Source organism: Streptomyces longisporus (assembly GCF_039532765.1).
GTDB classification, from domain to species: domain Bacteria; phylum Actinomycetota; class Actinomycetes; order Streptomycetales; family Streptomycetaceae; genus Streptomyces; species Streptomyces longisporus.
This window is the reverse complement of record NZ_BAAASG010000002.1, coordinates 87240-107982: the sequence shown is the minus strand read 5'-3', so window position 1 is coordinate 107982 and position 20743 is coordinate 87240. Positions and strand designations below refer to the sequence as shown.

Genomic DNA, 20743 nt, shown 5'->3' with positions numbered 1-20743 from the left:
TCGTCATGGCAGAGCGGCCGATGGCGCCGACTGCGCCCGAACTCGTCCTGGAGACCGAGGCGGGCTCCACGGTGATGAGCCCGGGCCGCGACTACCACGTCGGACGCGACCCGTTGAGCGACATCGTCATCGACGACGCACGGGTCTCGTGGCACCACGCGGTGCTGCGCCCCGAGGCCGACCACTGGACCATCGAGGACGAGAACAGCACCAACGGCACCTTCGCCGACGGCGCCCGCATCCACGAGCGGGGCGTGGGCCCCGGGAGCGTCATCCGCTTCGGCAACCCCTCCGACGGCCCGTGCGCCGTCCTCGTCAGCCCCCCGACACCGGTTCCCGAGCGTCCCTCCGCGGTGTCGATGCCCGGCCTGACCGGCACGTTCCGCCGGCCCACCACCGTACGGCCGCTGCCAGCCCGCACCGTTCGCATCGGCCGCGCCGCCGACAATGACCTGGTCGTCGACGACCTCGTGATCTCCCGGCACCACGCCGAACTGCGCGCCCTGCCCGACGGCAGCTACGAGATCGCCGACCTCGGCAGCCACAACGGCACCTTCCTCAACGGCTCGCCCGTCACCACTGCCACCATCGGCCCCGGCGACATCGTCGGCATCGGCCACTCCGCGTTCTGCCTCGTCGGCGACCAGCTGCAGGAGTACGTCGACACCGGCGAGATCTCCCTCGACGTGCAGGACCTCACCGTCGCCGTCGACCGCGGCCGCAAGACCCTGCTCGACCATGTGTCGTTCCCGGTGGGGGAGAAGTGCCTGCTCGCGGTCGTCGGCCCGAGCGGCGCCGGCAAGTCCACGCTGCTCAACGCCCTCACCGGGCAGCGGCCCGCCGACCATGGCACCGTCCTCTACGACGGCCGCGACCTCTACCGCGACTACGCCGAGCTGCGCCAGCGCATCGGCCTGGTCCCGCAGGACGACATCCTGCACGCCCAGCTGACCGTCCGCAGCGCCCTGTCCTACGCCGCCGAGCTGCGCTTCCCGCAGGACACCGCGAAGGCAGAGCGCCGGGCCCGGGTCGACGAGGTCATCCGTGAACTGGGCCTGGAGCAGCGCGCCGACCAGCCGGTGCACAGCCTCTCGGGCGGGCAGCGCAAGCGGGTCAGCGTGGCCCTGGAGCTGCTGACCAAGCCGTCACTGCTCTTCCTCGACGAACCGACCTCCGGCCTCGACCCGGGCATGGACCGCTCGGTGATGCACATGCTGCGCGGCCTCGCCGACGACGGCCGGACCGTCATCGTCGTCACCCACAGCGTCCTCAGCCTCGACGTGTGCGACCGGCTGCTGGTGCTCGCCCCCGGCGGCAGGATCGCCTACTACGGCCAGCCCGAGGACGCCCTCGCCTTCTTCGGCTTCGAGCAGTGGCCGGAAGCCTTCGAGGCCTTCGAACACGACGACCGCGACTGGGCCGGCGACTACCGCTTCTCGCCCTTCCACCGGCACTACATCACCGAGGCCACCGCCCAGCCCCGCGTGCCCCGCTCGGGCCCGGTCGTGATCACCCCGCCCGCCCGGCCCCGCAGCCGCGGCGCCCAGCTCGGCACGCTGGTGCGCCGCTACACCGCCGCGCTCGGCGCCGACCGCACCTTCCTCGCCATCATGATCGCCCTGCCGTTCGTGATGGGCGCGATGGCCCGCGCCCTGGCCGGCAGCAGGCTCACGCAGGCGACCGCGATGAACGCGCTGCTCATCCTGTGCGTCGGCGGAGTCCTCACCGGCGCGGCCAACGCGGTGCGCGAACTCGTCAAGGAACGCACCATCTACCGGCGCGAGCGGGCCGTGGGCCTGTCCAGATCGGCGTACCTGATGTCGAAGGTCGTCGTCCTGGGCACGATCACCGTGCTGCAGGCCGTGGTGCTCACCCTCGTGGCCCTCCTGGGCGTCGACCTCAACGCGCCCGGCGGTGAAGGCGTGTTGATGCCACCCCTTGTCGAAATCACCGTCGCCGTCGCCCTGCTGGCGTTCACGGCGATGACGCTAGGCCTGCTGGTGTCGGCGCTGGTGCGCAAGGAGGAGGTGACGATGCCGCTGCTGGTGCTGCTCGCCATCGTCCAGGTCGTCTTCTGCGGCGCCCTCCTGAAGCTCCACGGAGTGCCGGGCCTGGAGCAGCTGTCCTGGCTGGTGCCCTCCCGTTGGGCGCTCGGCGCGATGGCCGGCACCATAGGCCTGGCGCGGATCGTGCCCGGCGACCTGACCGGCGATCCGCTGTTCAAGCACGCGGCCGGGGTGTGGCTGCTGAACATCGCCATGCTGGTGGTGCTCGCCGCGGCCTTCTGCTTCGCCGTCTCCCGGCTGCTGCGCCGCCACGAACCCGCCGTGATGCGGAAGTCGTGATGGCGACCCCCGGCTTCCGGCCCACCCACGTCGTCCCCCAGCACGGCATGCCCGCCTGGGAGAACCCCGACCCGGCCCGCCCCACCGTGCCCCTCGACCCGCTGCTGCCGGTCCAGCTCGTCGAGCGGCGCGGCGACTGGGGGCATGTGCTGTGCGCCAACGGCTGGTCCGCCTGGGTCGACGGCCGCTGCCTGGTCGCCGTACCCCAGGACCCGCCCGCCGTCGGCGGCCCCCAGGCCCGCACCGCCGACCCGCGCCCCCTGCTCGCCCGCGCCGAACAGACCCTGGCCCGCTACCGCAGCGCGGTCGAGGAACTGGCCCGCGGCGGCCTCGACGGGGAGTCCTTCCGCGGCCGTACACAGGGACTGCGCATCGGGATCGTCGTCGACGGCGAGTCCGTGTGGCTGTACGACACGGAGCAGGGACGGTGGGTGTACGGCGACGGAAAGCACCTGAGCACGTACGCCACCGACGACGGACCCCGCGCCGCACCGGCCGGCCCCGGCCACGCCCCCACGCAGGTCGTGACCCCCGATGGCCCGTGACACGAGCCTGTTCTCGGGCCGGCCCTCCGAACTGATCGGCCGGCAGGTCGCCGGCTACCGCATCGAGCGCGAGATCGGCCGCGGCGGCATGGCCGTCGTCTACCGCGCCCGCGACCTGCGCCTGGACCGCACGGTCGCCCTCAAGCTGCTCGCCCCCGAACTCGCCCGAAACGACACCTTCCGCCTGCGTTTCACCCACGAGTCCCGGGCGGCCGCCGCGATCGACCACCCGCACATCGTGCCGGTCTACGAGGCCGGCGAGACGGACGGCGTCCTGTACATCGCCATGCGCTACGTCGAAGGCAGCGACCTGCGTCATCTCCTCGACCGGCGGGGCCCGCTCGCGCCCGTGCCCGCGCTGCGCATCGCCGCGCAGATCGCCTCCGCGCTGGATGCCGCCCACGACTACGGGCTGGTCCACCGGGACGTGAAGCCCGGGAACATCCTGGTCGCCCGCGGCACCGACAGCGACCACCCCGAGCACGCCTACCTCACCGACTTCGGCCTGACGAAGAAGTCGCTGTCCCTGACCGGTTTCACGACGGTCGGCCAGTTCGTCGGCACCCTCGACTACGTGGCCCCGGAGCAGATCTCCGGCCGGCCCGTCGACGGGCGCTGCGACGTCTACGGGTTCGCCTGCGTCGTGTTCGAGTGCCTGGCCGGCCGGCCGCCCTTCCGGCGCGAGGACGACATGGCCCTGCTCTGGGCCCACCAGTACGACCAGCCGCCGCCGCTGACGGAGTTCCGCCCCGACCTCGCCCCGGCCGTCGACACCGTGTTCGCCAAGGCCCTCGCCAAGAGCCCGGACGAGCGCCACGACTCCTGCCTCGCGTTCGTCGCCGCCCTGCGCGCTGCCGTGACCGGTGCCGCCCCGGGCACCGGCCACCCGCCGACGGAGGTGGACCAGCGGGTCGTACGCGCGGAGCGGGACCGGCCCCAGCCCCCACCGCGCTGGGCGGAGCCGGTCTTCCGGGGCCGGAGCTGAGCGCTCCGCTGGAAGAGGCGCGAGATGTCGTCGATCATCTGCGGCACCGTTGTGGCTGGTCGCGCCCACGCGGCGGAGCCGCATATCGGTACAGCCCCGCGCCCCTTCGGGGCGCGTCGTCAGGCCTCCTGGCCGAGCCCGCCCAGCGGTACGCGGCGTGCCACCACCTTGCGGCGGCAGATGCGCCAGCCCGTCTCCACACGTACCACGAGGTCCTCGTAGGTCACGGACCCGCACGAGCCGTCCGTCATGATCCCCAGCCCCTTGGAGCGGGCACGGACCCGGCCGTCGGCCGCCTCCTCGATCACCACGTTGGTCACGTGATGCGCCACCGGGTTCTTCGCGCCCAGCGCCAGCGCGGCCTCCTTGACGGCCGTCAGGCCGGTGACCTCGCCCTGGCCGAAGTCCGACAGGTCGTAGACGACGTCCGAGGTGAACACCTCGTCACAGCGGTCGAGTTCACCGCCGTCCACCAGATGGCCGTGCAGGGCGATCAACTCGGTGACGGCCAGCCGGTCTTCGAGAGCCAACGCCATGGCGTTTCCTTCCCCTCGGCACCTCGACTGACCGGACACTGCCACGGACGGCATCATGTATCCCACTCCTTTTCGGTCTTCCCCCGCCGCCGCCGCACCGGACGCGCCAGCAGCGCGCCGAGGAAACCGGTGACCAGCCCCCACAGCACGGCCAGACCCAGCGCGGTCCACACCTTCGGCTTCAGGAACAGGTCCCCGGACAGACCCCCGCCCAGGTCACCGACGCCGAGCAGGGACAGCCCGTAATGCGCGTCGATCCGGCCCACCAGGCAGATCATGAGCACCGTCAGCGCGAGGGCCACGGCCATGTGCAGGGCGTGCTGCCAGGCCCGCATCCGGGCCGGGGAGCGCGCCGCCAGCACGAACGCGGCGGCCAGCAGCAGCACCGCGTCGACGGCCACCAGCCACCAGACCCGCCCGTCGTGATCGGCGAGCGTGCCGAGGTTGAGCGTGGAGATCTCCTTGCTGCGCAGCACCTCGTCGAGCACATGCGGCATGGGCAGCCCGAACGGCCCCTGCACCCGCCCCGTCCAGGTGGCACCGAGACCGAGCGTGAGCGCCAGCCAGACCAGGTTCGGCAGACCCAGCAGGATCACCGCCAGGCTCTGCGCGGAATGGCCGCGGGTCACCGCGACGACCAGCGTGACGACGACACCCAGGACGACATACGCCAGCAGCAGCATGACCATGGCGTACGCGGCCGGGCGCACCGATTCCTGGAAGCGCAGCAGCCGCCCCGGCAGCGGCGCGCCGCGCGAGACCAGCAGCGCCAGCACCAGTACACCCGCCAGCCACAGCACACCGAAGAACAGGGTCAGCGCCACATCCGTCCTGAAGCCGACCTTCGGTGCGAGGCCGAACAGGTCGCCGATGTCGCCGAGGGTCCCGTTGCCGAGGTCGACCGCGAAGGTCTGCCGGGCGCCGAGGGCCAGGCCGAGCAGCGCCAGCAGCCACACCACGGCAATCCGCGCGGCCCACCCGGCCAGCTCCGGGCCGCCGGCGACCGCCCGGTGCCGCAGCGGCCGCAGGAAACCCGCCGCGAGGACGAGCGCCCCGGCCAGTGTCACCGACAGCGGGATCACCGTCAGGCCGGCCGCGGACCGTGCCAGCGCGCCGGCGTTCCCCGACAGCTCGATCGTGCCGCCGACGGCCGTCACCACCGTCGCCGCGACGACCCGCGGGAACGCACCGTCCGGGAGATCCGCCGCCCCGGCCGCCCACAACCCGAGGCCGGCCACGATGCCCATGACGATCAGCGCGGCCAGCACCCCGGCCACGGCCTGCACCCAGCCATGGCGGGCTACGGCCAGGTCGGAGGGGGTTCGCGGGCTCACCCTCGCCACGCTAAGCAGCGCCCGCGCGCCCCGCCCGCCGGGAGGGCCGTCCGCGTCGGCTTGCGGGCGCCACCGCACCGGAGCACACAATGGATGCGGCAGGTAACAAAGCGGCCCAACTCGGGGCAGGCCGCAGGAAACCGCATCGGGAAGAGGAACTCGTGAGCCTCGAACCGCCGTCCTCCGGACGCCCCACAGGCCCCCCTTCCGGCCCGCTCTCCGGCCCCTCCCAGCCGCCCTCGGGCCCGCCCTCGCAGCCACCGGGCAGCGCCGGCGGTACACCCTCGCCACCGCCCCGCCGGCCCTGGTGGAGGTCCGCACCCCGTGTCGCCGTGCTGACCACCGTGGTGGTCGCCGCCGTGATCCTGGCCGTCGTCTTCAGCCGGTCCGGAGGCGGCTCGGGCAAGGGCGGAGAGGTCTTCCTGCAGGCCGCGGGCAAGACCGGCCCCGAACCCTTCACGCAGTCGACGGCAACGGACAGCTCCGCCCCGGCCGTCCCCGCCTCTCCGGCCACCGGATCGGCGCCGGCGAACGCGGTACGGGCCGTGGGCGGCGGGGCGCCCGGACTGTACGGCGGCACCCGCAACGTCTCCAGCTGCGACGTGGAGCGCCAGATCAAGGCCCTCCAGGCGGCCCCGCCGAAGAACACCGCGTTCGCCTCGGTCGCCGGCGTCACCCCCGACCGTGTCCCTGCCTACCTCCGTGCGCTCACCCCCGTACAGCTGCGCATGGACACCCGCGTCACCAACCACGGCTACCGTGACGGCGCCGCCACGAGCTACCAGGCCGTCCTCCAGGCGGGCACGGCCGTCCTCGTCGACGGCCACGGCGTGCCGCGCGTGCGCTGTGCCTGCGGCAACCCGCTGACGCCGCCCGTCGCCCAGCAGACCACTCCGAAGCAGACCGGTGACAGCTGGCCCTCGTACCGCCCCTCGAACGTCGTCGTGGTCACCCCCGCACCGCAGATCATCAACATCTTCGTCATCTACGACCCCGACCACGGCGAATGGATCTCCCGGCACCGGGGCGACACCGGCCGCCACGACCACCGGACCCAGCCGCCGGCCAGGCCCTCCCCGTCGGTGAGCGTGTCCACGCCGACGGCGCCCTCGTCGCCGCCGTCCACGTGCGCCTCCTCGCCGAGCACGGGCACCGGTACGCCGAGCCCCTGCCCGTCGACGTCGACCTCGACCTCGACCTCACCGTCCGTTCCGTCGCCGAGCTCCGAATCACCCTCCACCGAGCCCGGGACGACCGAACCGGCGTCACCCGGGGACACCGGCACGTACAGTGCTCCAGGGCCGAGCACCACATGACCGGCGTTCCACGTGTTGGGGGACACATCAGCCCGGACGGGGACTGCCGGGCGCGGCTCGGGGTAGCAGGACTGATGCAGCAGCGTCCGGCCAGGCCGGCTTCCGAGAGAGACATGCATGATCGAGCACGTGGGCGGGGCAGTGATACCGACTGGTTTCGACGTGCCCGTGGAACCGCTACGGCGGGCGGCGCACTACACCGGCGAACCGGGATGCATCGCCGAGGCCCGGTCCTTCGCCGCGCACTTCGTGGGCCGGCTCCGCACCGAGTGGTGCGCCAAGATCGACGCCCGTATCGAGGACGAGGTGTTGCTGGTCGTGAGCGAGCTGGTCACCAACGCCGACCGGCACAGCAACGGGCCGTACATCCTGGAGCTCGAAGGTACCGACACCTCGATCACGGTGAGCGTCTACGACAGCAGCGCTGCCCTGCCGCGCCGCTTCCCTCGCGATCCCGAGCGCGTCGGCCGGCACGGCCTGGAGATAGTCAATGTCCTGGCGAGGCAGGTCACCGTGGAGCGGGTGCCGGTCGGCAAGCGGGTGTCGGCCGTCGTGAGCCTGACCAGCGCATGACCGCCGCGGTCGCCGTTGTCGGCGACCGCGGCGGTCACGGATGCGACCGGCTGCCCCTCAGGCGCAGCCGAGTTCGCCCAGCATTCCCTCGCGCAGTTGCGCGATGATCCGCTTGATCAGTCGGGACACATGCATCTGCGAGCAGCCGAGCCGTTCGCCGATCTCCGCCTGAGTGGCCTCCTCCACGAACCTCATGTGGATGATCTGTCGGTCCCGCTCGCCGAGTTCCGCCATCAGTGGGGCCAGCGACTGGAAGTCCTCGACGAGCCGCAGCCCGTCCTCCTCCACTCCGATGAAGTCGGCGAGCACCGCCTCGCCGCCCTCCGGCCCATCGCCGGTGAGCGCCGCGTCCAGGGAGGAGGAGTTGTAGCCGTTGGCCGCTATCTGTGCCTCGATCACCTCGTTCTCGGGGATGTTCATCAAGGTGGCGAGCTCGGGAACCGTCGGCTCCCGGTCCAGCCGGCTGGCGAGTTCCTCGCGCGCCTTGGCCAGCTCGACACGCAGCTCCTGCAGCCTGCGCGGCACATGCACCGCCCAGGTGGTGTCACGGAAGAAACGCTTGATCTCGCCGACGATGTACGGCAGCGCGAACGAGGTGAACTCGACCTCACGGGACAGCTCGAACCGGTCGATCGCCTTGATCAGGCCGATCATCCCGGTCTGGACGATGTCCTCCATGTCGTCGCCGCGTCCCCGGAACCGCCCGGCCGCGAACCGCACCAGCGAGATGTTCATCTCGATGAGCGTGTTGCGCGCGTACTGGAATTCGTGCGTGCCCTCCTCGAGCTCCGCGAGGCGCTGGAAGAACTGACGAGAAAGCTCCCGCGCGTCCCGCGGAGCCACGGTGCGTGGCTCCGCGATCCCCGGCAGTGGTCCATCACCCGTGCTGGTCCCGGCGGTCTTCGCGACGACCTCTGCCTTCGACCGTTCCACGGCGGTGTCCATTTCCTCTCCCACGAAGTCACGGTTCGACGTCGTCTACGTCGTGCCCTTCTGGACGGCGCGTACCCGCTCTGCGCCGGGACATGCCCGTGACCGGGATCGAATACAGACCGTCACCGCGGACTCCCCTCGGTGATTCCACCCAGAGCGGAACGCCGGTCCCTTCCCATCGAGGCGAGGGAACCTAGTCTGAAGCCGTGAGCAGCCAAGCGCCGAACGAAGCCGATGTCATTCCGCTGCGCCGCCCGCAGGGCGAGCGGCCCGCCGCCTCGCCTGCGCCGCCCAGGGAGCCCCTGTGGCGGGACCTCGTCGGCGACGTCCTGCGGCGTGAACGCCTCGCCCAGGAGCGCACCCTGAAGGACGTGGCCGATCAGGCCCGGATCTCCATGCCGTACCTCTCCGAGGTGGAGCGCGGCCGCAAGGAGGCCTCCTCCGAGGTCCTCGCGGCCGCCGCCCACGCCCTCGGACTGGGCCTCGGCGACCTGCTGTCGCGGGCGCAGGGCGAGCTCGTCCGGATCGCCGCCCGGCAGCCCGACCGGAGCCGCCGGACGTCCACTTCGCCGTACAACGGACTGTGCCTGGCCGCCTGACGGACGCTCGCGGGCCGGTGCCTCAGACGGCGGCGAGGCGCCGGCTCAGTACCTCGTCGGCCAGCCCGTAGCCCACCGCCTCCTCGGCGGTGAACACCTTGTCGCGGTCCATGTCCGCGCGCAGCATCGCGATGTCGTGCCCGGTGTGCCGGGCCAGCACCTGCTCGACCTGGGAGCGGATCCGGACCATTTCCTTGGCCTGGAGCGTGAGGTCGGAGATCATGCCCCGGCTGCCACCGGCGGCGGGCTGACCCAGCAGCACCCGCGCGTGCTCCAGCACGATCCGCCGCCCAGGGTCCCCGGCGGCCAGCAGTACGGCCGCCGTGGAGGCCGCCTGGCCGACGCAGACCGTCGAGATCGGCGCCTGCACGAAGGTCATCGTGTCGTAGATCGCCATCAGCGAAGTGAACGAGCCGCCGGGCGAATTGATGTAGACCGAGATCTCGTTCTCCGGCGCCGACGACTCCAGATGGAGCAGTTGCGCGATGACGACGTTGGCCACCCCGTCGTCGATCTCGGTGCCGAGGAAGATGATCCGCTCCGACAGCAGCCGGCTGAACACGTCGGAGGAACGCTCGCCGTGCGCCGTGCGCTCGACGACGTACGGAATGGTGTAGTTGCCCATGTCACAGCCCCATCCGTCGCTTCGAGGCGGCCGGGCGGACATCCGCGAGGGACTCCAGGACCCGGTCCACCATGCCGTACTCCCTGGCCTCCTCGGCCGTGAACCAGCGGTCGCGGTCGCCGTCACGGGCGATGGTCTCGGGGCTCTGGCCCGTGTTCTCGGCGATGAGCCGCTCCATGGTCCGCTTGGTGTGCTCCAGGTTCTCCGCCTGGATCTCGATGTCGGCGGTGGTGCCGCCGATGCCCGCCGACCCCTGGTGCATCATGATCCGCGCGTTCGGCAGGGCGTACCGCTTGCCGGGTGTGCCGCCGCACAGCAGGAACTGGCCCATGCTGGCCGCGAAGCCCATGGCGAGCGTCGAGACCTCGTTGGGGATCAGCCGCATCGTGTCGTAGATCGCGAGGCCCGCGTGCACGGAGCCGCCCGGGCTGTTGATGTACAGGCTGATGTCGGTGCGCGGGTCCTCCGTGGACAGCAGGAGCAGCTGCGCGCAGACCCGGTTCGCGGAGACCTCGTCGACCTGGGTGCCGAGGAACACGATGCGCTGGCCCAGCAGTTGGGCCGCGAGATGGTCGTCGAGGCGGCTGGGCGGGGTGTCGCCCTCCTCGGCGCGGGGCGCGAGCGTGGTGAGTGGAGTCATGGTCTCTCCCGTCGAGCGGTGATGCCGTCGACTCCACTCTTGGCCCTGCGCCGGCCCCGCAGGCGATTTCTCTGCCCGTGGCAGATTCGCCACGGGCAGAGCCCGCTCTCAGCCCTTCTGGCGCAGCTGCCGGAAGAACGCCCGCACGTCCTCGACCAGCAGGTCGGGCTCCTCCATCGCGGCGAAGTGGCCGCCCCGGTCGAGCTCCGTCCAGCGCACGATGTTCTCCGTGCGCTCCGCCTTGTGGCGCAGTGGGATCTGGAGCTCGGCGGGGAAGAGGGCGAGCGCGGTCGGTGCGGTCGACGGCTCGTCCGGCCGGGCGACACGGCCCGTGGCGTGGGCGCGCTCGTAGTAGATGCGGGCGGCGGAACCGGCGGTCCCGGTCAGCCAGTACAGCATCACGTTGGTGAGCATCCGGTCCCGGTCCACGGCCTCCTCGGGCAGCAGCGCCGAGTCCGTCCACTCCTGGAACTTCTCCACGATCCAGGCGAGTTGGCCGACGGGCGAGTCACTGAGGGCGTACGCCACGGTCTGCGGCCGGGTGGAGTGCAGGACGGCGTACCCCGTGCCCTCGCGCGACCATTCGCTCCACCGGCGCCAGGACAGCAGCGCACGCTCCTGCTCCTCCGTGCCGAGCTCGTCCAGCTCGTCCTGCGTCGGCTCGGTGGCCTGCTGCGCGCCCGGGAGCAGGTTGAGATGCACGCCGATCACCCGGTCCGGGTGGGCGCGCCCCAGCTCGCGGGAGATGGCGGCGCCCCAGTCGCCGCCCTGCGCGCCGAACTGCTCGTAGCCGAGCCGTCGCATCAGCTCGGCCCACGCGTCGGCGACCCGGCCCGCCTCCCAGCCGGTCTCGGCGGCAGGCCCGGACAGCCCGAACCCGGGGATGCTCGGTACGACGACATGGAACGCGTCGGCCGGGTCGCCGCCGTGCGCTGCGGGGTCGGCGAGCGGCCCGACCACGTCCAGGAACTCGACGATCGACCCGGGCCAGCCGTGCGTGATGATCAGTGGGGTGGCGTCCGGCTCGGGGGAGCGGACGTGGGCGAAGTGGACGGTCGATCCGTCGATCGTGGTGGTGAACTGCGGCCACTGGTTGAGCTGCGCCTCGGCGGCTCGCCAGTCGTAGGTGTTGCGCCAGTAGTGGTGGAGCTCGCGCAGGTAGTCGGCCGGCACGCCGTAGGCCCACCCGGTGCCGGGCAGCTCGTCCGGCCAGCGGGTGCGGTCCAGGCGTTCGTGGAGGTCGTCGAGGTCGCTCTGCGGGATGTCCAGACGGAAGGGTCGGATGCTGTCCGCGGTCCGTGCGGGCGAAGACGTCATGGCCGCGAGCCTAGTTCCGTACGGGGATGCGGCCACCCGGGTCAATCGGCCGTCCGACCGATGAGTTTCGCGGCGAGGATCAGTCGGTACAGGTGACCGCGTTCCACGCCCCAGGAGGTGCTCATGACCACCGACGGATTCACCACGTGTCTCTGGTTCGACGGCCAGGCGGAGGAAGCCGCGCACTACTACGTGTCGATCTTCAAGAACTCCAGCATCGGCCGGGTCGGCCGCAACGTCGAGGGAGGCGCGGGCCCCGCCGGCTCGGTGCTGGCGGTGGAGTTCACGGCCAACGGCCAGAAGTTCGTCGCGCTCAACGGCGGCCCGCAGTTCAAGTTCAACGAGGCGGTCTCCTTCCAGATCTTCTGCAAGGACCAGGAGGAGATCGACTACTACTGGACCAAGCTCACCGAGGGCGGCGGCGAGCCCGGCCCCTGCGGCTGGCTCAAGGACAAGTACGGCCTGTCCTGGCAGGTCGTACCGGACAGGCTCATCGACATGATCAGCGATGCCGACCAGGAGAAGGCGTCCCGCACCACCAAGGCGTTCATGGCGATGGGCAAGTTCGACATCGCCGCCCTGGAGCGGGCGTACGCGGGCGAGTGAGGATCGGTCCCGGGTGACGGCCGGTCCGCCCTCCGCGGGGTAGGGGACGGGCCGGCCGCATCTGCTCGTCGCTAGGCGGCGGGGGCCTGGGCGAGCGCCGCCACCTCGGGGGCGCTCAGCGTCCTGCCGTACACCCGGAAGTCGTCGACCGCGCCCTTCAGATACGGATCGGCGTACTGGGACCGGCCGACGTACCCGGTGCGGATGTGGTTGCCGAAGTGGCGCGGCTCCACGGTGACGCCCGTGTTGCGGCCGGCCTCCGCGCCGTCGACGTACAGGACCGCCGTCCCGCCGCCGTACGTCACCGCCACATGCACCCACCGGCCGGCGGGCAGCGGGTCGGCGTCGATGCGCTGCTCGCCGCCCGCGCCGCCGGCGGTGATCGCATAGCGCAGGGTGCCGTCGCCGCTGAGCGGGGTCAGGAACAGGTTGGCGGTGACGCCGGTGCCGACGTCGAAGATCCTGCTCCAGGCACCCGGCTGCCCGTCCAGGCGCACCCACGTGGCGAGGGAGTAGGCGAAGGCGCCCGCCAACAGGTCCTCGGCGAGGGCGACATGGCCGTCCGTGCCGTCCAGGGCCACGGCCCCGCCGATCCGCCCGGACGCCAGCCAGGAGGCGCCGCCCACCAGTCGGGCCGCCTTGCCGTTGCCGGTCGCGTCGGCCGCGGTCGTGCCCGAGGTCTCGTCGAAGCGGTGCCAGGCGGCGAACGCGGGGGGAGGCGGCGGGGGTGCGCCGGTGAGCCAGTACACCGAGTAGTGCTGGTGGTGGACGCGGGCGATCGGCAGCAGGGTCACCGCCTCGCCGTCGGCGCGGGCGGTGAAGCGCAGCGGGTTCGACGACGCCTGCTGTACGGAGCTCACGTCGAGGCGGGGCAGCCAGGAGTTCGCCCGGTCGCCGTACGCTCCCGCCAGGACCACCGGGCCGTGCAGCACCGCCTGCACATCGGGGTCGTCGGGGGTCGCCTCCACGGTCGTACGCATCGGCAGGGACACCTCGATCCGGTCTCCGGTGCGCCAGGCACGGTCCAGGGTGAGCCGGCTGCCGGGCTCCGGGCGGTCGGGCAGCGCACGGCCGTTGAGGGTGGCGCGGGCGCCGGAGGCCCAGGACGGGATGCGGATCCGCAGCCGGTGCGAGGCCTTTCCGGCGGTCACCGTCAAGGTGGTGGTGGAGCTGTCCGGGAAGCCGGTGGTCTGCCGCCAGGTGATGCCCTGCTCGCGCCACACGACCTGCGAGGGGATGAACAGGTTGACCAGCAGGTCGCGGTCGCCGTGCGTGTAGATCGTGTCGGCGAGCTTGGCGTGCGTCTCCATGCCGGTGCCGTGGTCGCAGGAGAAGTTGTCGTAGTCGGTGGAGTAGGCGTTCGGGTCGGTACCCATGAAGGACGGCTGGCGCTTGAACGAACCGGGCGCGAGACCGGTGTAGTAGATGTTGAAGCCGTGTGCGGAGTCCGGGTCCTGCTCGCCCAGCATCTGGTTGAGGAGGGTGCGTTCGTAGTAGTCGAGCAGATCGGTGCGGCCCGGGGTGTGGAAGTGCAGCAGCCGGGTCAGCTTCAGCATGTTGTAGCTGTTGCAGTTCTCGCAGGTGTTGTCGGACAGCTGCCCGGCGACCACGTCCGGTTCGTGGAAGGCCTCGCCGTTGCTGTTGCCGCCGATGACGTACGAGTGGTGGCCGGTGACGATCTGCCAGAAGTTCGCGGCGATGGTGCGATAGCGGTCGGGGCGGCCCTCCTCCCACAGCCGTAGCGCGCCGACCATCTTCGGGATCTGCGTGTTGGCGTGCAGTCCGGCGAGCCGGTCCTCGCCCCGGGCCAGCGGGTCGAACACCCGGGCGTGGGTGAAGCGCTCGGCGACGTCGAGCCACTTGCCGTCCCCGGTGAGGGCGTGCAGATCGGCGAGTACGTCGTTCATCCCGCCGAACTCGGTCTCCAGTACCCGCTGCATCTGCTCGTACGACAGTTTCGCGGTGCGTGCGTCGACCCACCGGGCCTGCTGGAGCACCACGTCCAGGGCCTGGTCGTTCCCGGCCAGCCGGTACTGCTCGACCAGCCCGGCCATGATCTTGTGGATCGTGTAGTACGGCGCCCATACGCCGGTCCCGGTCTCCAGCCGGTCGAAGAAGCTCTCCGGGAAGGCGGACAGATACCCCTTGGCGAACCCGGCTGTCGGCGAAGCGGCCTGGCACTTGGCGAGTTCGGCGACCAGGGTGCGGCCCTTGTCGCGCAGGGCCGTCTCACCGGTGCCCGCGTGGGCGAGGGCGAGCCCGGAGAGCAGATGGCCGGTGGAGTGGCCGCGCAGCTCCACGCTCGGTCCCTCCCAGCCACCGCAGGGCTGGGCACTGCTGGACAGGCCGACATTGGTACGGAAGGTGTGCAGCAGGCGGTCGAGGTCGACGAAGCGCAGATAGGCCGAGTTGCGGCGCTGGTTGTCCCGGAAGGGGCTGTCCAGCAGGGTCACCGCGGTGAGCGGGAAGGGCCGCACGACGGTGGCGGCGGCCCGGGCGGCTCCGGTGGCGGCGTGCGCGGTCCCTGTGCCGGCGAGGGCGAGGGCCGCCGAGGCGGTGCCGGTGGCCGCGAGGAACTGGCGTCTGCCGAGGGGTGGGGTCATCACCGTTGTCCTTTGCATGTCGAGGCGTCGGGCGGCGGTGTCCCTGCACCACCCTCTGCGGTTCGAAATACCGAATGTTGTGCGACATGCTGTGCGGTGGACACGCTAGGCGGCTGCTGTGTGATGTCAACAGCGCTCAACGGGACATGAGTTGCCGATGAGCCCGGAGCCCACCGTGCGGGCCATCAATCCCGACCGGCTCACCGCGTACGGGCTTGATCCCCGATCACCCGGGTGATCTCGCGGGCGATCCGCAGGATGCCGGGTGAACGCACCGGGCACGGCTTCGGCGTGGATGTCGTCGGTGCCAGGCAGAAGTGCAGATAGTCCTGGTCGAGGTGGAGGGCGGTGCGGTCGCGGCCCGGCTGGGTGCAGTAGTCGCGGTGTTCATGTTCGTAGGCCGTGCACGGCAGGTACTGGGACCAGGTGTAGCGGGCCCCGGCGGGGCTCACCGTCGCGCCCGCGTCGGCGACGAGATCGCCCGAGGCGGCGGCCTGCTGCTCGTACATCTGGTTCACGCGCCGGACCCGGTCGGGTGTGATCGGGTCCGGGCCCTGCAGCACCCACACGATCCGCGGACGTCGGCTGCCGCCCGCCGCGGCGATCTGCTCGGTGAGCCGGTGCAGGTCGGCCCGGTAGCGGGTGAAGTACTTCTGCGGCGAGGCGTTGTAGGTGATGCCGTCCATGCACCACGTGAAGCCCCACGCGTTGCCCCAGAACTGCATGACCACATAGTCCGGATGCTGCGCACGGACCAGTGCCGCCGCCTTGTCCGCGTCCGGCACCAGCGACTTCGCCCCGGTGCCCTCCAGGTAGTCGCACAGGGTGGTGCCCGAGTACGGAGCACTCGTGTACTTCGCCCTCAGGTCCCGGCGCAGCTGTTGCCCGAGCACGTTCTGGGCCTCCATCGCGAGCGAGTCCCCGAGGTAGAGCACGCGCGGCGCCACGGCGGGGGCGCCCGGGGAGGCCGGGGCCTGCTGATGGGTCGTCGATGCCGTAACTCCCGGAACGGCGGGGGAGGGCGGTGCCTGCTCCGGGGCGGACGACGGGTCGCCGCACGCGCCGAGCAGCAGCACTCCGGTCAGCAGCATCCCCACGATCCACGGCTTCCGCATACGGCAACTCCAGCCCCCGGCAACCGAAAACGGCTCCCCAGGCAAGCACAGGCGCGCCCAAGGCGGAAGACACCGGGGTGAGTTCAGGCGTCGTCCGGGCGCTCCGGCCGCTCCAGAAGGTCGAGCAGGTCGGTCAGCGGCAGCGGTTTGGCGAGGTGGGCGTCGAACCCGGCCGCCCGCGACAGGGCGCGGTCGCTGCCCTGGCTGAACCCGGACACCGCGATCAGCCGCATTCTGCCGCCGTCCGGCCGCGCCCGCAGGGTGCGTGCGACCGCGCAGCCGTCGATGTCCGGCAGGCCCAGGTCGCACAGGACGGCGTCGAAGGCGTGTGCCTCGGTGGCGGTGAGCGCGTCCTGGCCCGTGTGCACCGCCGTGACCCGGTGGCCCTGGCGTTCCAGCAGGGTGCGGTAGGTGGCGGCCAGATCCGTGTTGTCCTCGACGATCAGGAGGGACAGCCGGCGGGAGGAGCCGTGGACGGCCGGCGGCCGGGACGGGCGCGAGCTCACGGCGTCGGTGGTCGGCAGCAGCACCGTGAAGGTCGCGCCCTTGCCCGTTCCGTCGCTGTGCGCGCAGATGCGGCCGCCGTGCAGTTCCACCACCGTCCGCGCCACCGCGAGTCCGAGCCCCAGGCCCTCGGGGGTGTCAGGACCGGCCGGAGCGGCCCGCATGAACACCCCGAACAGTTCCTCGGCCTGGGCGGGGGAGAAGCCGATGCCGTCGTCCCGCACGGTCAGCCGGGCCTGCCCGTCGGCGGCCGTCAGGCCCACCTCGGTGCGGCCGCCCGGCCGGGTGTACTTCAGCGCATTGGACAGCAGGTTCGTCAGCACCTGGGCCAGCCGCAGCCGGTCGCCGTCCACCATGACCGGCTCGTCCGGCAGCACGACCGTCAGCGTGCGGTCCTCGTGCCCGAACAGGCCCTGGATGTCGGCGCACGCGCCCTGCACGACGGACCGCACGTCGACCGCATCGCACACCAGCTCCAGCCGCCCGGTCACCGCGCGCGTGCCGTCCAGCAGGTCGTTGCTCATCCGTGCCAGGGTGCTCAGCTGCCGCTCCAGGACCGACAACGCCGGATGCCCCTCCGGCATGTCGAGGGCCAGCAGCTCCGTGGCCGCGGTGGCGGCCGCCAGCGGATTGCGCAGCTCGTGCGAGAGCGTCGCGATGAACCGGTCCTTGGCCTGCTGCTCCTCCCGCAGCCTGCGGCCCGCCGCGTCCAGTTCGTGATTGGCCCGGCTGAGCTGCTCGTTCACCTCGCGGATCTCCCGCGCCCGTACGAACAGGTCGATCTCCATGCCCTCGGCCCGCATCTCCGCCTCGGCGACGGCCCGCCGCTGCTCCCGCCCCACCCGCCGCAGACGCACGAACTCGGTGACGTCCTCGACCCGGTGGATGATGTACCGCACCTGCCCGTCGGCACCGAGCACCGGCGTGTTGACCGGGCTCCAGTACCGCTCGGTGAAGCCGCCCTCCTCGCCCGCCGGGATGTCGTAGCGCTGCAGCGCCATCGTGTCCGTACGACCGCTCGCCACCACCGTCTCCAGCGAACGGCGCAGATTGGCGACGCCGTCGGCCGACGGGTCGTCCGGGTTGTCGGGGAACACGTCGAAGACGGGGCGGCCGACGATGCTCCGCTCGGTGCGGGTCGCCGTGAGATAGGCGCGGTTGACCTCGACGATCGTGAAGTCCGGGCTGAGGATGAGCAGCGGGGACAGCGTCGCGTCGAACAGGCTCCGGAAGTCCGGCACATCGGGCATGGTCGGACCTCCGCGGCCGAAGCGGTGACTCAGGGGTCGAGGCGGTAGCCGTAGCCCCGGACGGTGGTGATCCGCGGCGCGGGTGCGGGCAGGCCGGCGAGCTTGCCGCGCAGCCGGTAGACGTGCTCCACCACGGTCGCGGCCTGCTGCCAGGACGTGCCCCAGATCCGCTCCAGCAACTGCTCCGCCGAGAACACCCGGCCCGGTGCGGCGGCCAGCATCTCCAGCAGTGCGTACTCCTTGGGGCGAAGCATCAGCTGGACACCGTCGACGGACGCCCTGCGGGCGGCGGACTCGATACGCAGCGCGCCGACCTGCAGCACGCTCGGCATCTCCGGCGGCTGCGAGCGGCGCAGCACGGCGTGGATACGGGCCACCAGTTCCCGCTGCGAGAACGGCTTGACCAGGTAGTCGTCCGCACCGATCTCCAGGCCCGCCACTCGGTCGGCCTCCGCGCCGCGCCCCGTCACGACGATGACCGGCAGCCGGCTCGTGGACCGCAGCGCCCGCAGCAGCTCCAGGCCGCTGCCGTCCGGCAGTCCCAGGTCGAGAACGGCGAGATCGACACCGCCCTCGTACAGGGCGGCCTTCCCGGCGCGCGCGTCCATGGCCCAGGTGACCGTGAAGCCCGCGCGCTCCAGATAGGAACGGCACATCAGTGCGAAGTCGGGGTCGTCCTCGATCAGAGCGAGGTGCGGTCGCATGCCGCATCACCCGGACCGTCTGGCGTCCGCCCGTTGTGCCGCTGATGAGCGGGCGTTGATGCCCCGACCATGTGGCGAAGGTAGAACAGTAAATGCCCACGGTTCAAGGGGGAGCCGCTCGGGGGGGTTCCGGCACGGGCTCGTGCGATGCGGGGATGCCGCATTGATCGCACAGGCCCGTGCCGGCACGTGCGCCCCGGCGCGTGTCGGCCGCTACGGCGCGACCGAGGGGATCACACCCGGTCGGCGGCGATCAGCAGATACTGGAAACTGCCGTTCTTGTACGCGGTCAAGAACGTGTCCTCGATGCCCGTGACCAGGTGGTCCGCCTGCCGACGCAGTTCCCAGTAGGGGATGGTGTCGGCCGTGAGGTCCTGTACGTGGACGGGCACGAGACGGTGGCGGGCCATCGCCCGGAAGTACTCCGAGCGCGGGTGGATGTCGCAGATGTAGTGGGCGTTGATCTGGGACACCTCGCGGGACGCCCGGCCGTAGGTGTCGTTGTAGCAGCCGGTGATCACCACGTAGCGCCCGCCCCGGCGCAGCAGCCGGGAGTGCTCGGCGAACAGCAGCTCCAGCTCGACGTACATGGTCGACTCGTTGTTCCATGACGCCGCGTACGCACCGGTCGTGAAACCGGTGTCGAGCATGTTGCGGTGGTGGTAGCGCACCTGGGCGTCGATGCCCCGCTTATGCGCCTGCTCGTTCGCGAACGCGGCCTGCTTGGCGGAGATCGTCACGCCGTCCGCGTGGCAGCCGTACCGCAGATGCGCCACGACGCTGCCGCCGCCGCGTCCGCAGCCGGCGTCGAAGACGCGGTCGGCGGCGGTCAGCGGGCCGAGGTGGCCGGCGAGGAGCTCCGCCTGGGCGTGTTCCAGGCGGTGCAGTTCGGTGGTGATCCGTGCCCGCCTGAGGTCGGGGTCGGGCTCGTCGAGCACGGTCCAGTCGACGTCGCCGACGCCGTAGTGGTGGTGATAGAGGTCGTCGATCTTGCCCAGTTCGAGGTTGACCGGGTTCTCCTCGGCGTTCCAGTAGTCCGCGACGCGGTTCTGGTACGTGGACTGGGTCGGCACCGGTGCCGCCTTGGTGTCGGCGTGGGGGGCGATGGTCAACTAGGACTCCTCGTGATGCGTCTGACGAACTGTCAGCACAGCGGGCGTTACCAGTAGTTGGGCAGGTGGTAGCGGTGGGTGTTGGTGGCGTGCCACTCGTGGTTGCCGGCCACCCAGTCGGACAGGCCCCGGGCGTAGCGCTCCACGAGGGGCGAGGTGGCGGACAGGAGGGCGGACTCGTCCTCGAAGGCGGTCATGATCTCGTTGTGGATCTCGACGGCCTTCAGATAGGCGGCCTTCAGCCCGCACCGCTCATTCGCGGCGAGGACCTGGGGCAGGTTGAGGTGGGTGGGGTCGCTCGCCAGCTCCTTCGTGAAGGAGTACAGGTCGTTGACGATGGTGGTGGCGTTGCAGGCGAGTGCGGTGATGCGCTGGATCTCCGGGCGGGCATAGACGGCCTCCGGCAGCTCGTAGCCGTCGACCGCATCGATGATCGACAGACAGGGGCGGAAGTTGTTGAACTGCCGCATCACCAGGTACTCCCACACCTGCGGCACATACCGGATCTCCGCCCAGGCGGCCTCGGCGAGATAACCGAGGTGCAGCCGCGCCATGTCGTGCACGAACCGGTCGGTCTGGCTGGGGGTGGCGACTGCGGCGTAGTCCTTCATCGCCCAGTGGTACGAGCGCAGGGGCCCGTCGGCCTGCACTCCGTGCGCCCACTGCTCCTGCAGCGCGGGTGTGCTGTGGAAGGGGTCGAGCGCCGACTGGGCCAGGATCAGCCGGCCGCCGAGGCCGCGGCGGGCGCCGCCCCTGCCCTCGTCCTCCTCGCAGTAGCAGCTGTCGACGAGGTTCTCCGCCAGCAGGAACTTGCCGGCGGCGGTGAGGCGTTCCAGGTCGGCCGCCGCCGGATGCTGAAGCACCACGGCCCGGCCGAACTGGAAGCCCGAGAAGTCCCCCGACCATGCCTTCGGGAACAGATCGAGGCCGTGCGCCCAGGCCTCCAGCCTGCGGTCGACCTCCTCCACCTTCGCCGGGTCGGCGGGGGCGACCTGCCGGTACTTGAGGCCGGGGATCGCCCCGCCGCGCCGGGTGCGCACGGTGCGGGCCAGATTGGGCGGCCCCGGCAGCGAGGACGAGGCGGCGGACGTGCTCATCGCG

The 20743-nt window shown here is 71.4% G+C and carries 19 protein-coding genes; 7 read left to right on the top strand and 12 right to left on the bottom strand.

The window, feature by feature from the left end; translation table 11 throughout:
• Nucleotides 1-5: 5 nt before the first annotated feature.
• From ABD355_RS02060 to ABD355_RS02050, 3 genes are read left to right on the top strand one after another with little or no spacing between them, the layout of a single operon-like run.
• A complete protein-coding gene (locus tag ABD355_RS02060; protein WP_344398243.1) occupies nucleotides 6-2345 on the top strand; it encodes an FHA domain-containing protein in 2340 nt (779 codons plus the stop codon).
• Nucleotides 2345-2890 carry a hypothetical protein gene (locus ABD355_RS02055; protein ID WP_344398242.1) on the top strand — a complete coding sequence of 182 codons (546 nt, stop codon included), beginning with the start codon at nucleotides 2345-2347 and terminating at the stop codon, nucleotides 2888-2890. The genes ABD355_RS02060 and ABD355_RS02055 overlap by 1 nt, the downstream gene beginning before the upstream one ends.
• Nucleotides 2880-3875, top strand: a complete 996-nt coding sequence (locus tag ABD355_RS02050; RefSeq protein WP_344398241.1) for a serine/threonine-protein kinase — start codon at nucleotides 2880-2882, stop codon at nucleotides 3873-3875. Before ABD355_RS02055 ends, ABD355_RS02050 begins: the two co-directional genes overlap by 11 nt.
• A 119-nt stretch (nucleotides 3876-3994) precedes the next feature.
• On the opposite strand, the gene ABD355_RS02045 is transcribed toward ABD355_RS02050, so the two are convergent.
• Both ABD355_RS02045 and ABD355_RS02040 read right to left on the bottom strand, forming a co-directional pair.
• Nucleotides 3995-4411 (bottom strand): nuclear transport factor 2 family protein, encoded by a 417-nt coding sequence (locus ABD355_RS02045; RefSeq protein ID WP_344398240.1) that lies wholly within the window; start codon nucleotides 4409-4411, stop codon nucleotides 3995-3997.
• A gap of 53 nt (nucleotides 4412-4464) precedes the next feature.
• The gene (locus ABD355_RS02040) at nucleotides 4465-5745 is read right to left on the bottom strand and encodes a streptophobe family protein (RefSeq protein ID WP_344398239.1); all 1281 of its coding nucleotides are present in this window, start codon (nucleotides 5743-5745) and stop codon (nucleotides 4465-4467) included.
• Between the two features lie 161 nt (nucleotides 5746-5906).
• Between ABD355_RS02040 and ABD355_RS02035 the strand changes: the two genes are divergently transcribed.
• Nucleotides 5907-7061, top strand: coding sequence for a DUF6777 domain-containing protein (locus ABD355_RS02035; RefSeq protein ID WP_344398238.1), 1155 nt, complete (start codon nucleotides 5907-5909; stop codon nucleotides 7059-7061).
• Nucleotides 7062-7178: 117 nt separating this feature from the next.
• Nucleotides 7179-7634, top strand: coding sequence for an ATP-binding protein (locus tag ABD355_RS02030; RefSeq protein WP_344398237.1), 456 nt, complete (start codon nucleotides 7179-7181; stop codon nucleotides 7632-7634).
• Nucleotides 7635-7691: 57 nt separating this feature from the next.
• Here the strand turns inward: ABD355_RS02030 and ABD355_RS02025 are convergent, their stop codons facing one another.
• Nucleotides 7692-8579: an RNA polymerase sigma factor SigF gene (locus ABD355_RS02025; protein WP_344398236.1), complete on the bottom strand. Its 888-nt coding sequence runs from the start codon at nucleotides 8577-8579 to the stop codon at nucleotides 7692-7694.
• 194 nt (nucleotides 8580-8773) lie between these two features.
• Here ABD355_RS02025 and ABD355_RS02020 point away from each other — a divergent pair, with 194 nt between their 5' ends.
• Nucleotides 8774-9166, top strand: a complete 393-nt coding sequence (locus ABD355_RS02020) for a helix-turn-helix domain-containing protein (protein WP_344398235.1) — start codon at nucleotides 8774-8776, stop codon at nucleotides 9164-9166.
• 22 nt (nucleotides 9167-9188) lie between these two features.
• On the opposite strand, the gene ABD355_RS02015 is transcribed toward ABD355_RS02020, so the two are convergent.
• From ABD355_RS02015 to ABD355_RS02005, 3 genes are all read right to left on the bottom strand, one after another.
• Nucleotides 9189-9791, bottom strand: a complete 603-nt coding sequence (locus ABD355_RS02015) for a ClpP family protease (RefSeq protein ID WP_344398234.1) — start codon at nucleotides 9789-9791, stop codon at nucleotides 9189-9191.
• Nucleotide 9792: 1 nt separating this feature from the next.
• Entirely contained in the window at nucleotides 9793-10431 is a 639-nt protein-coding gene (locus ABD355_RS02010) for a ClpP family protease (protein ID WP_344398233.1), read from the bottom strand.
• A 108-nt stretch (nucleotides 10432-10539) separates the two neighbouring features.
• Nucleotides 10540-11748 (bottom strand): epoxide hydrolase family protein, encoded by a 1209-nt coding sequence (locus tag ABD355_RS02005; protein ID WP_344398232.1) that lies wholly within the window; start codon nucleotides 11746-11748, stop codon nucleotides 10540-10542.
• Nucleotides 11749-11871: 123 nt separating this feature from the next.
• On the opposite strand from ABD355_RS02005, the gene ABD355_RS02000 reads away from it, so the two are divergent.
• Nucleotides 11872-12354 (top strand): VOC family protein, encoded by a 483-nt coding sequence (locus tag ABD355_RS02000; RefSeq protein ID WP_344398231.1) that lies wholly within the window; start codon nucleotides 11872-11874, stop codon nucleotides 12352-12354.
• 71 nt (nucleotides 12355-12425) lie between these two features.
• On the opposite strand, the gene ABD355_RS01995 is transcribed toward ABD355_RS02000, so the two are convergent.
• The 6 genes from ABD355_RS01995 to ABD355_RS01970 all read right to left on the bottom strand — a co-directional run bounded on the left by ABD355_RS01995 (nucleotide 12426) and on the right by ABD355_RS01970 (nucleotide 20739).
• Nucleotides 12426-14957 carry a beta-L-arabinofuranosidase domain-containing protein gene (locus ABD355_RS01995; protein ID WP_344398230.1) on the bottom strand — a complete coding sequence of 844 codons (2532 nt, stop codon included), beginning with the start codon at nucleotides 14955-14957 and terminating at the stop codon, nucleotides 12426-12428.
• Nucleotides 14958-15157: 200 nt separating this feature from the next.
• Complete coding sequence (locus ABD355_RS01990; protein WP_344398229.1) at nucleotides 15158-16072, bottom strand: SGNH/GDSL hydrolase family protein; 915 nt, start codon at nucleotides 16070-16072, stop codon at nucleotides 15158-15160.
• Between the two features lie 83 nt (nucleotides 16073-16155).
• Complete coding sequence (locus tag ABD355_RS01985; RefSeq protein ID WP_344398227.1) at nucleotides 16156-17826, bottom strand: hybrid sensor histidine kinase/response regulator; 1671 nt, start codon at nucleotides 17824-17826, stop codon at nucleotides 16156-16158.
• 29 nt (nucleotides 17827-17855) lie between these two features.
• On the bottom strand, nucleotides 17856-18530 hold the full coding sequence (locus ABD355_RS01980) for a response regulator transcription factor (RefSeq protein ID WP_344398226.1): 675 nt from the start codon (nucleotides 18528-18530) through the stop codon (nucleotides 17856-17858).
• 233 nt (nucleotides 18531-18763) lie between these two features.
• Complete coding sequence (locus ABD355_RS01975) at nucleotides 18764-19642, bottom strand: geranyl diphosphate 2-C-methyltransferase (protein ID WP_344398225.1); 879 nt, start codon at nucleotides 19640-19642, stop codon at nucleotides 18764-18766.
• A gap of 47 nt (nucleotides 19643-19689) precedes the next feature.
• The gene (locus ABD355_RS01970) at nucleotides 19690-20739 is read right to left on the bottom strand and encodes a family 2 encapsulin nanocompartment cargo protein terpene cyclase (protein ID WP_344398224.1); all 1050 of its coding nucleotides are present in this window, start codon (nucleotides 20737-20739) and stop codon (nucleotides 19690-19692) included.
• Nucleotides 20740-20743 lie beyond the last annotated feature (4 nt).

Excerpts from the sequence above, each read along its gene's own strand:
- ABD355_RS01970 (WP_344398224.1), bottom strand. The coding sequence starts at position 20,739 with ATGAGCACGTCCGCCGCCTCGTCCTCGCTGCCGGGGCCGCCCAATCTG.
- ABD355_RS02050 (WP_344398241.1), top strand. The coding sequence starts at position 2,880 with ATGGCCCGTGACACGAGCCTGTTCTCGGGCCGGCCCTCCGAACTGATC.
- ABD355_RS02005 (WP_344398232.1), bottom strand. The coding sequence starts at position 11,748 with ATGACGTCTTCGCCCGCACGGACCGCGGACAGCATCCGACCCTTCCGT.
- ABD355_RS02055 (WP_344398242.1), top strand. The coding sequence starts at position 2,345 with ATGGCGACCCCCGGCTTCCGGCCCACCCACGTCGTCCCCCAGCACGGC.
- ABD355_RS01990 (WP_344398229.1), bottom strand. The coding sequence starts at position 16,072 with ATGCGGAAGCCGTGGATCGTGGGGATGCTGCTGACCGGAGTGCTGCTG.
- ABD355_RS02010 (WP_344398233.1), bottom strand. The coding sequence starts at position 10,431 with ATGACTCCACTCACCACGCTCGCGCCCCGCGCCGAGGAGGGCGACACC.
- ABD355_RS01980 (WP_344398226.1), bottom strand. The coding sequence starts at position 18,530 with ATGCGACCGCACCTCGCTCTGATCGAGGACGACCCCGACTTCGCACTG.
- ABD355_RS02000 (WP_344398231.1), top strand. The coding sequence starts at position 11,872 with ATGACCACCGACGGATTCACCACGTGTCTCTGGTTCGACGGCCAGGCG.
- ABD355_RS02025 (WP_344398236.1), bottom strand. The coding sequence starts at position 8,579 with ATGGACACCGCCGTGGAACGGTCGAAGGCAGAGGTCGTCGCGAAGACC.
- ABD355_RS01995 (WP_344398230.1), bottom strand. The coding sequence starts at position 14,957 with ATGACCCCACCCCTCGGCAGACGCCAGTTCCTCGCGGCCACCGGCACC.
- ABD355_RS02045 (WP_344398240.1), bottom strand. The coding sequence starts at position 4,411 with ATGGCGTTGGCTCTCGAAGACCGGCTGGCCGTCACCGAGTTGATCGCC.
- ABD355_RS02060 (WP_344398243.1), top strand. The coding sequence starts at position 6 with ATGGCAGAGCGGCCGATGGCGCCGACTGCGCCCGAACTCGTCCTGGAG.
- ABD355_RS02015 (WP_344398234.1), bottom strand. The coding sequence starts at position 9,791 with ATGGGCAACTACACCATTCCGTACGTCGTCGAGCGCACGGCGCACGGC.
- ABD355_RS01985 (WP_344398227.1), bottom strand. The coding sequence starts at position 17,826 with ATGCCCGATGTGCCGGACTTCCGGAGCCTGTTCGACGCGACGCTGTCC.
- ABD355_RS02030 (WP_344398237.1), top strand. The coding sequence starts at position 7,179 with ATGATCGAGCACGTGGGCGGGGCAGTGATACCGACTGGTTTCGACGTG.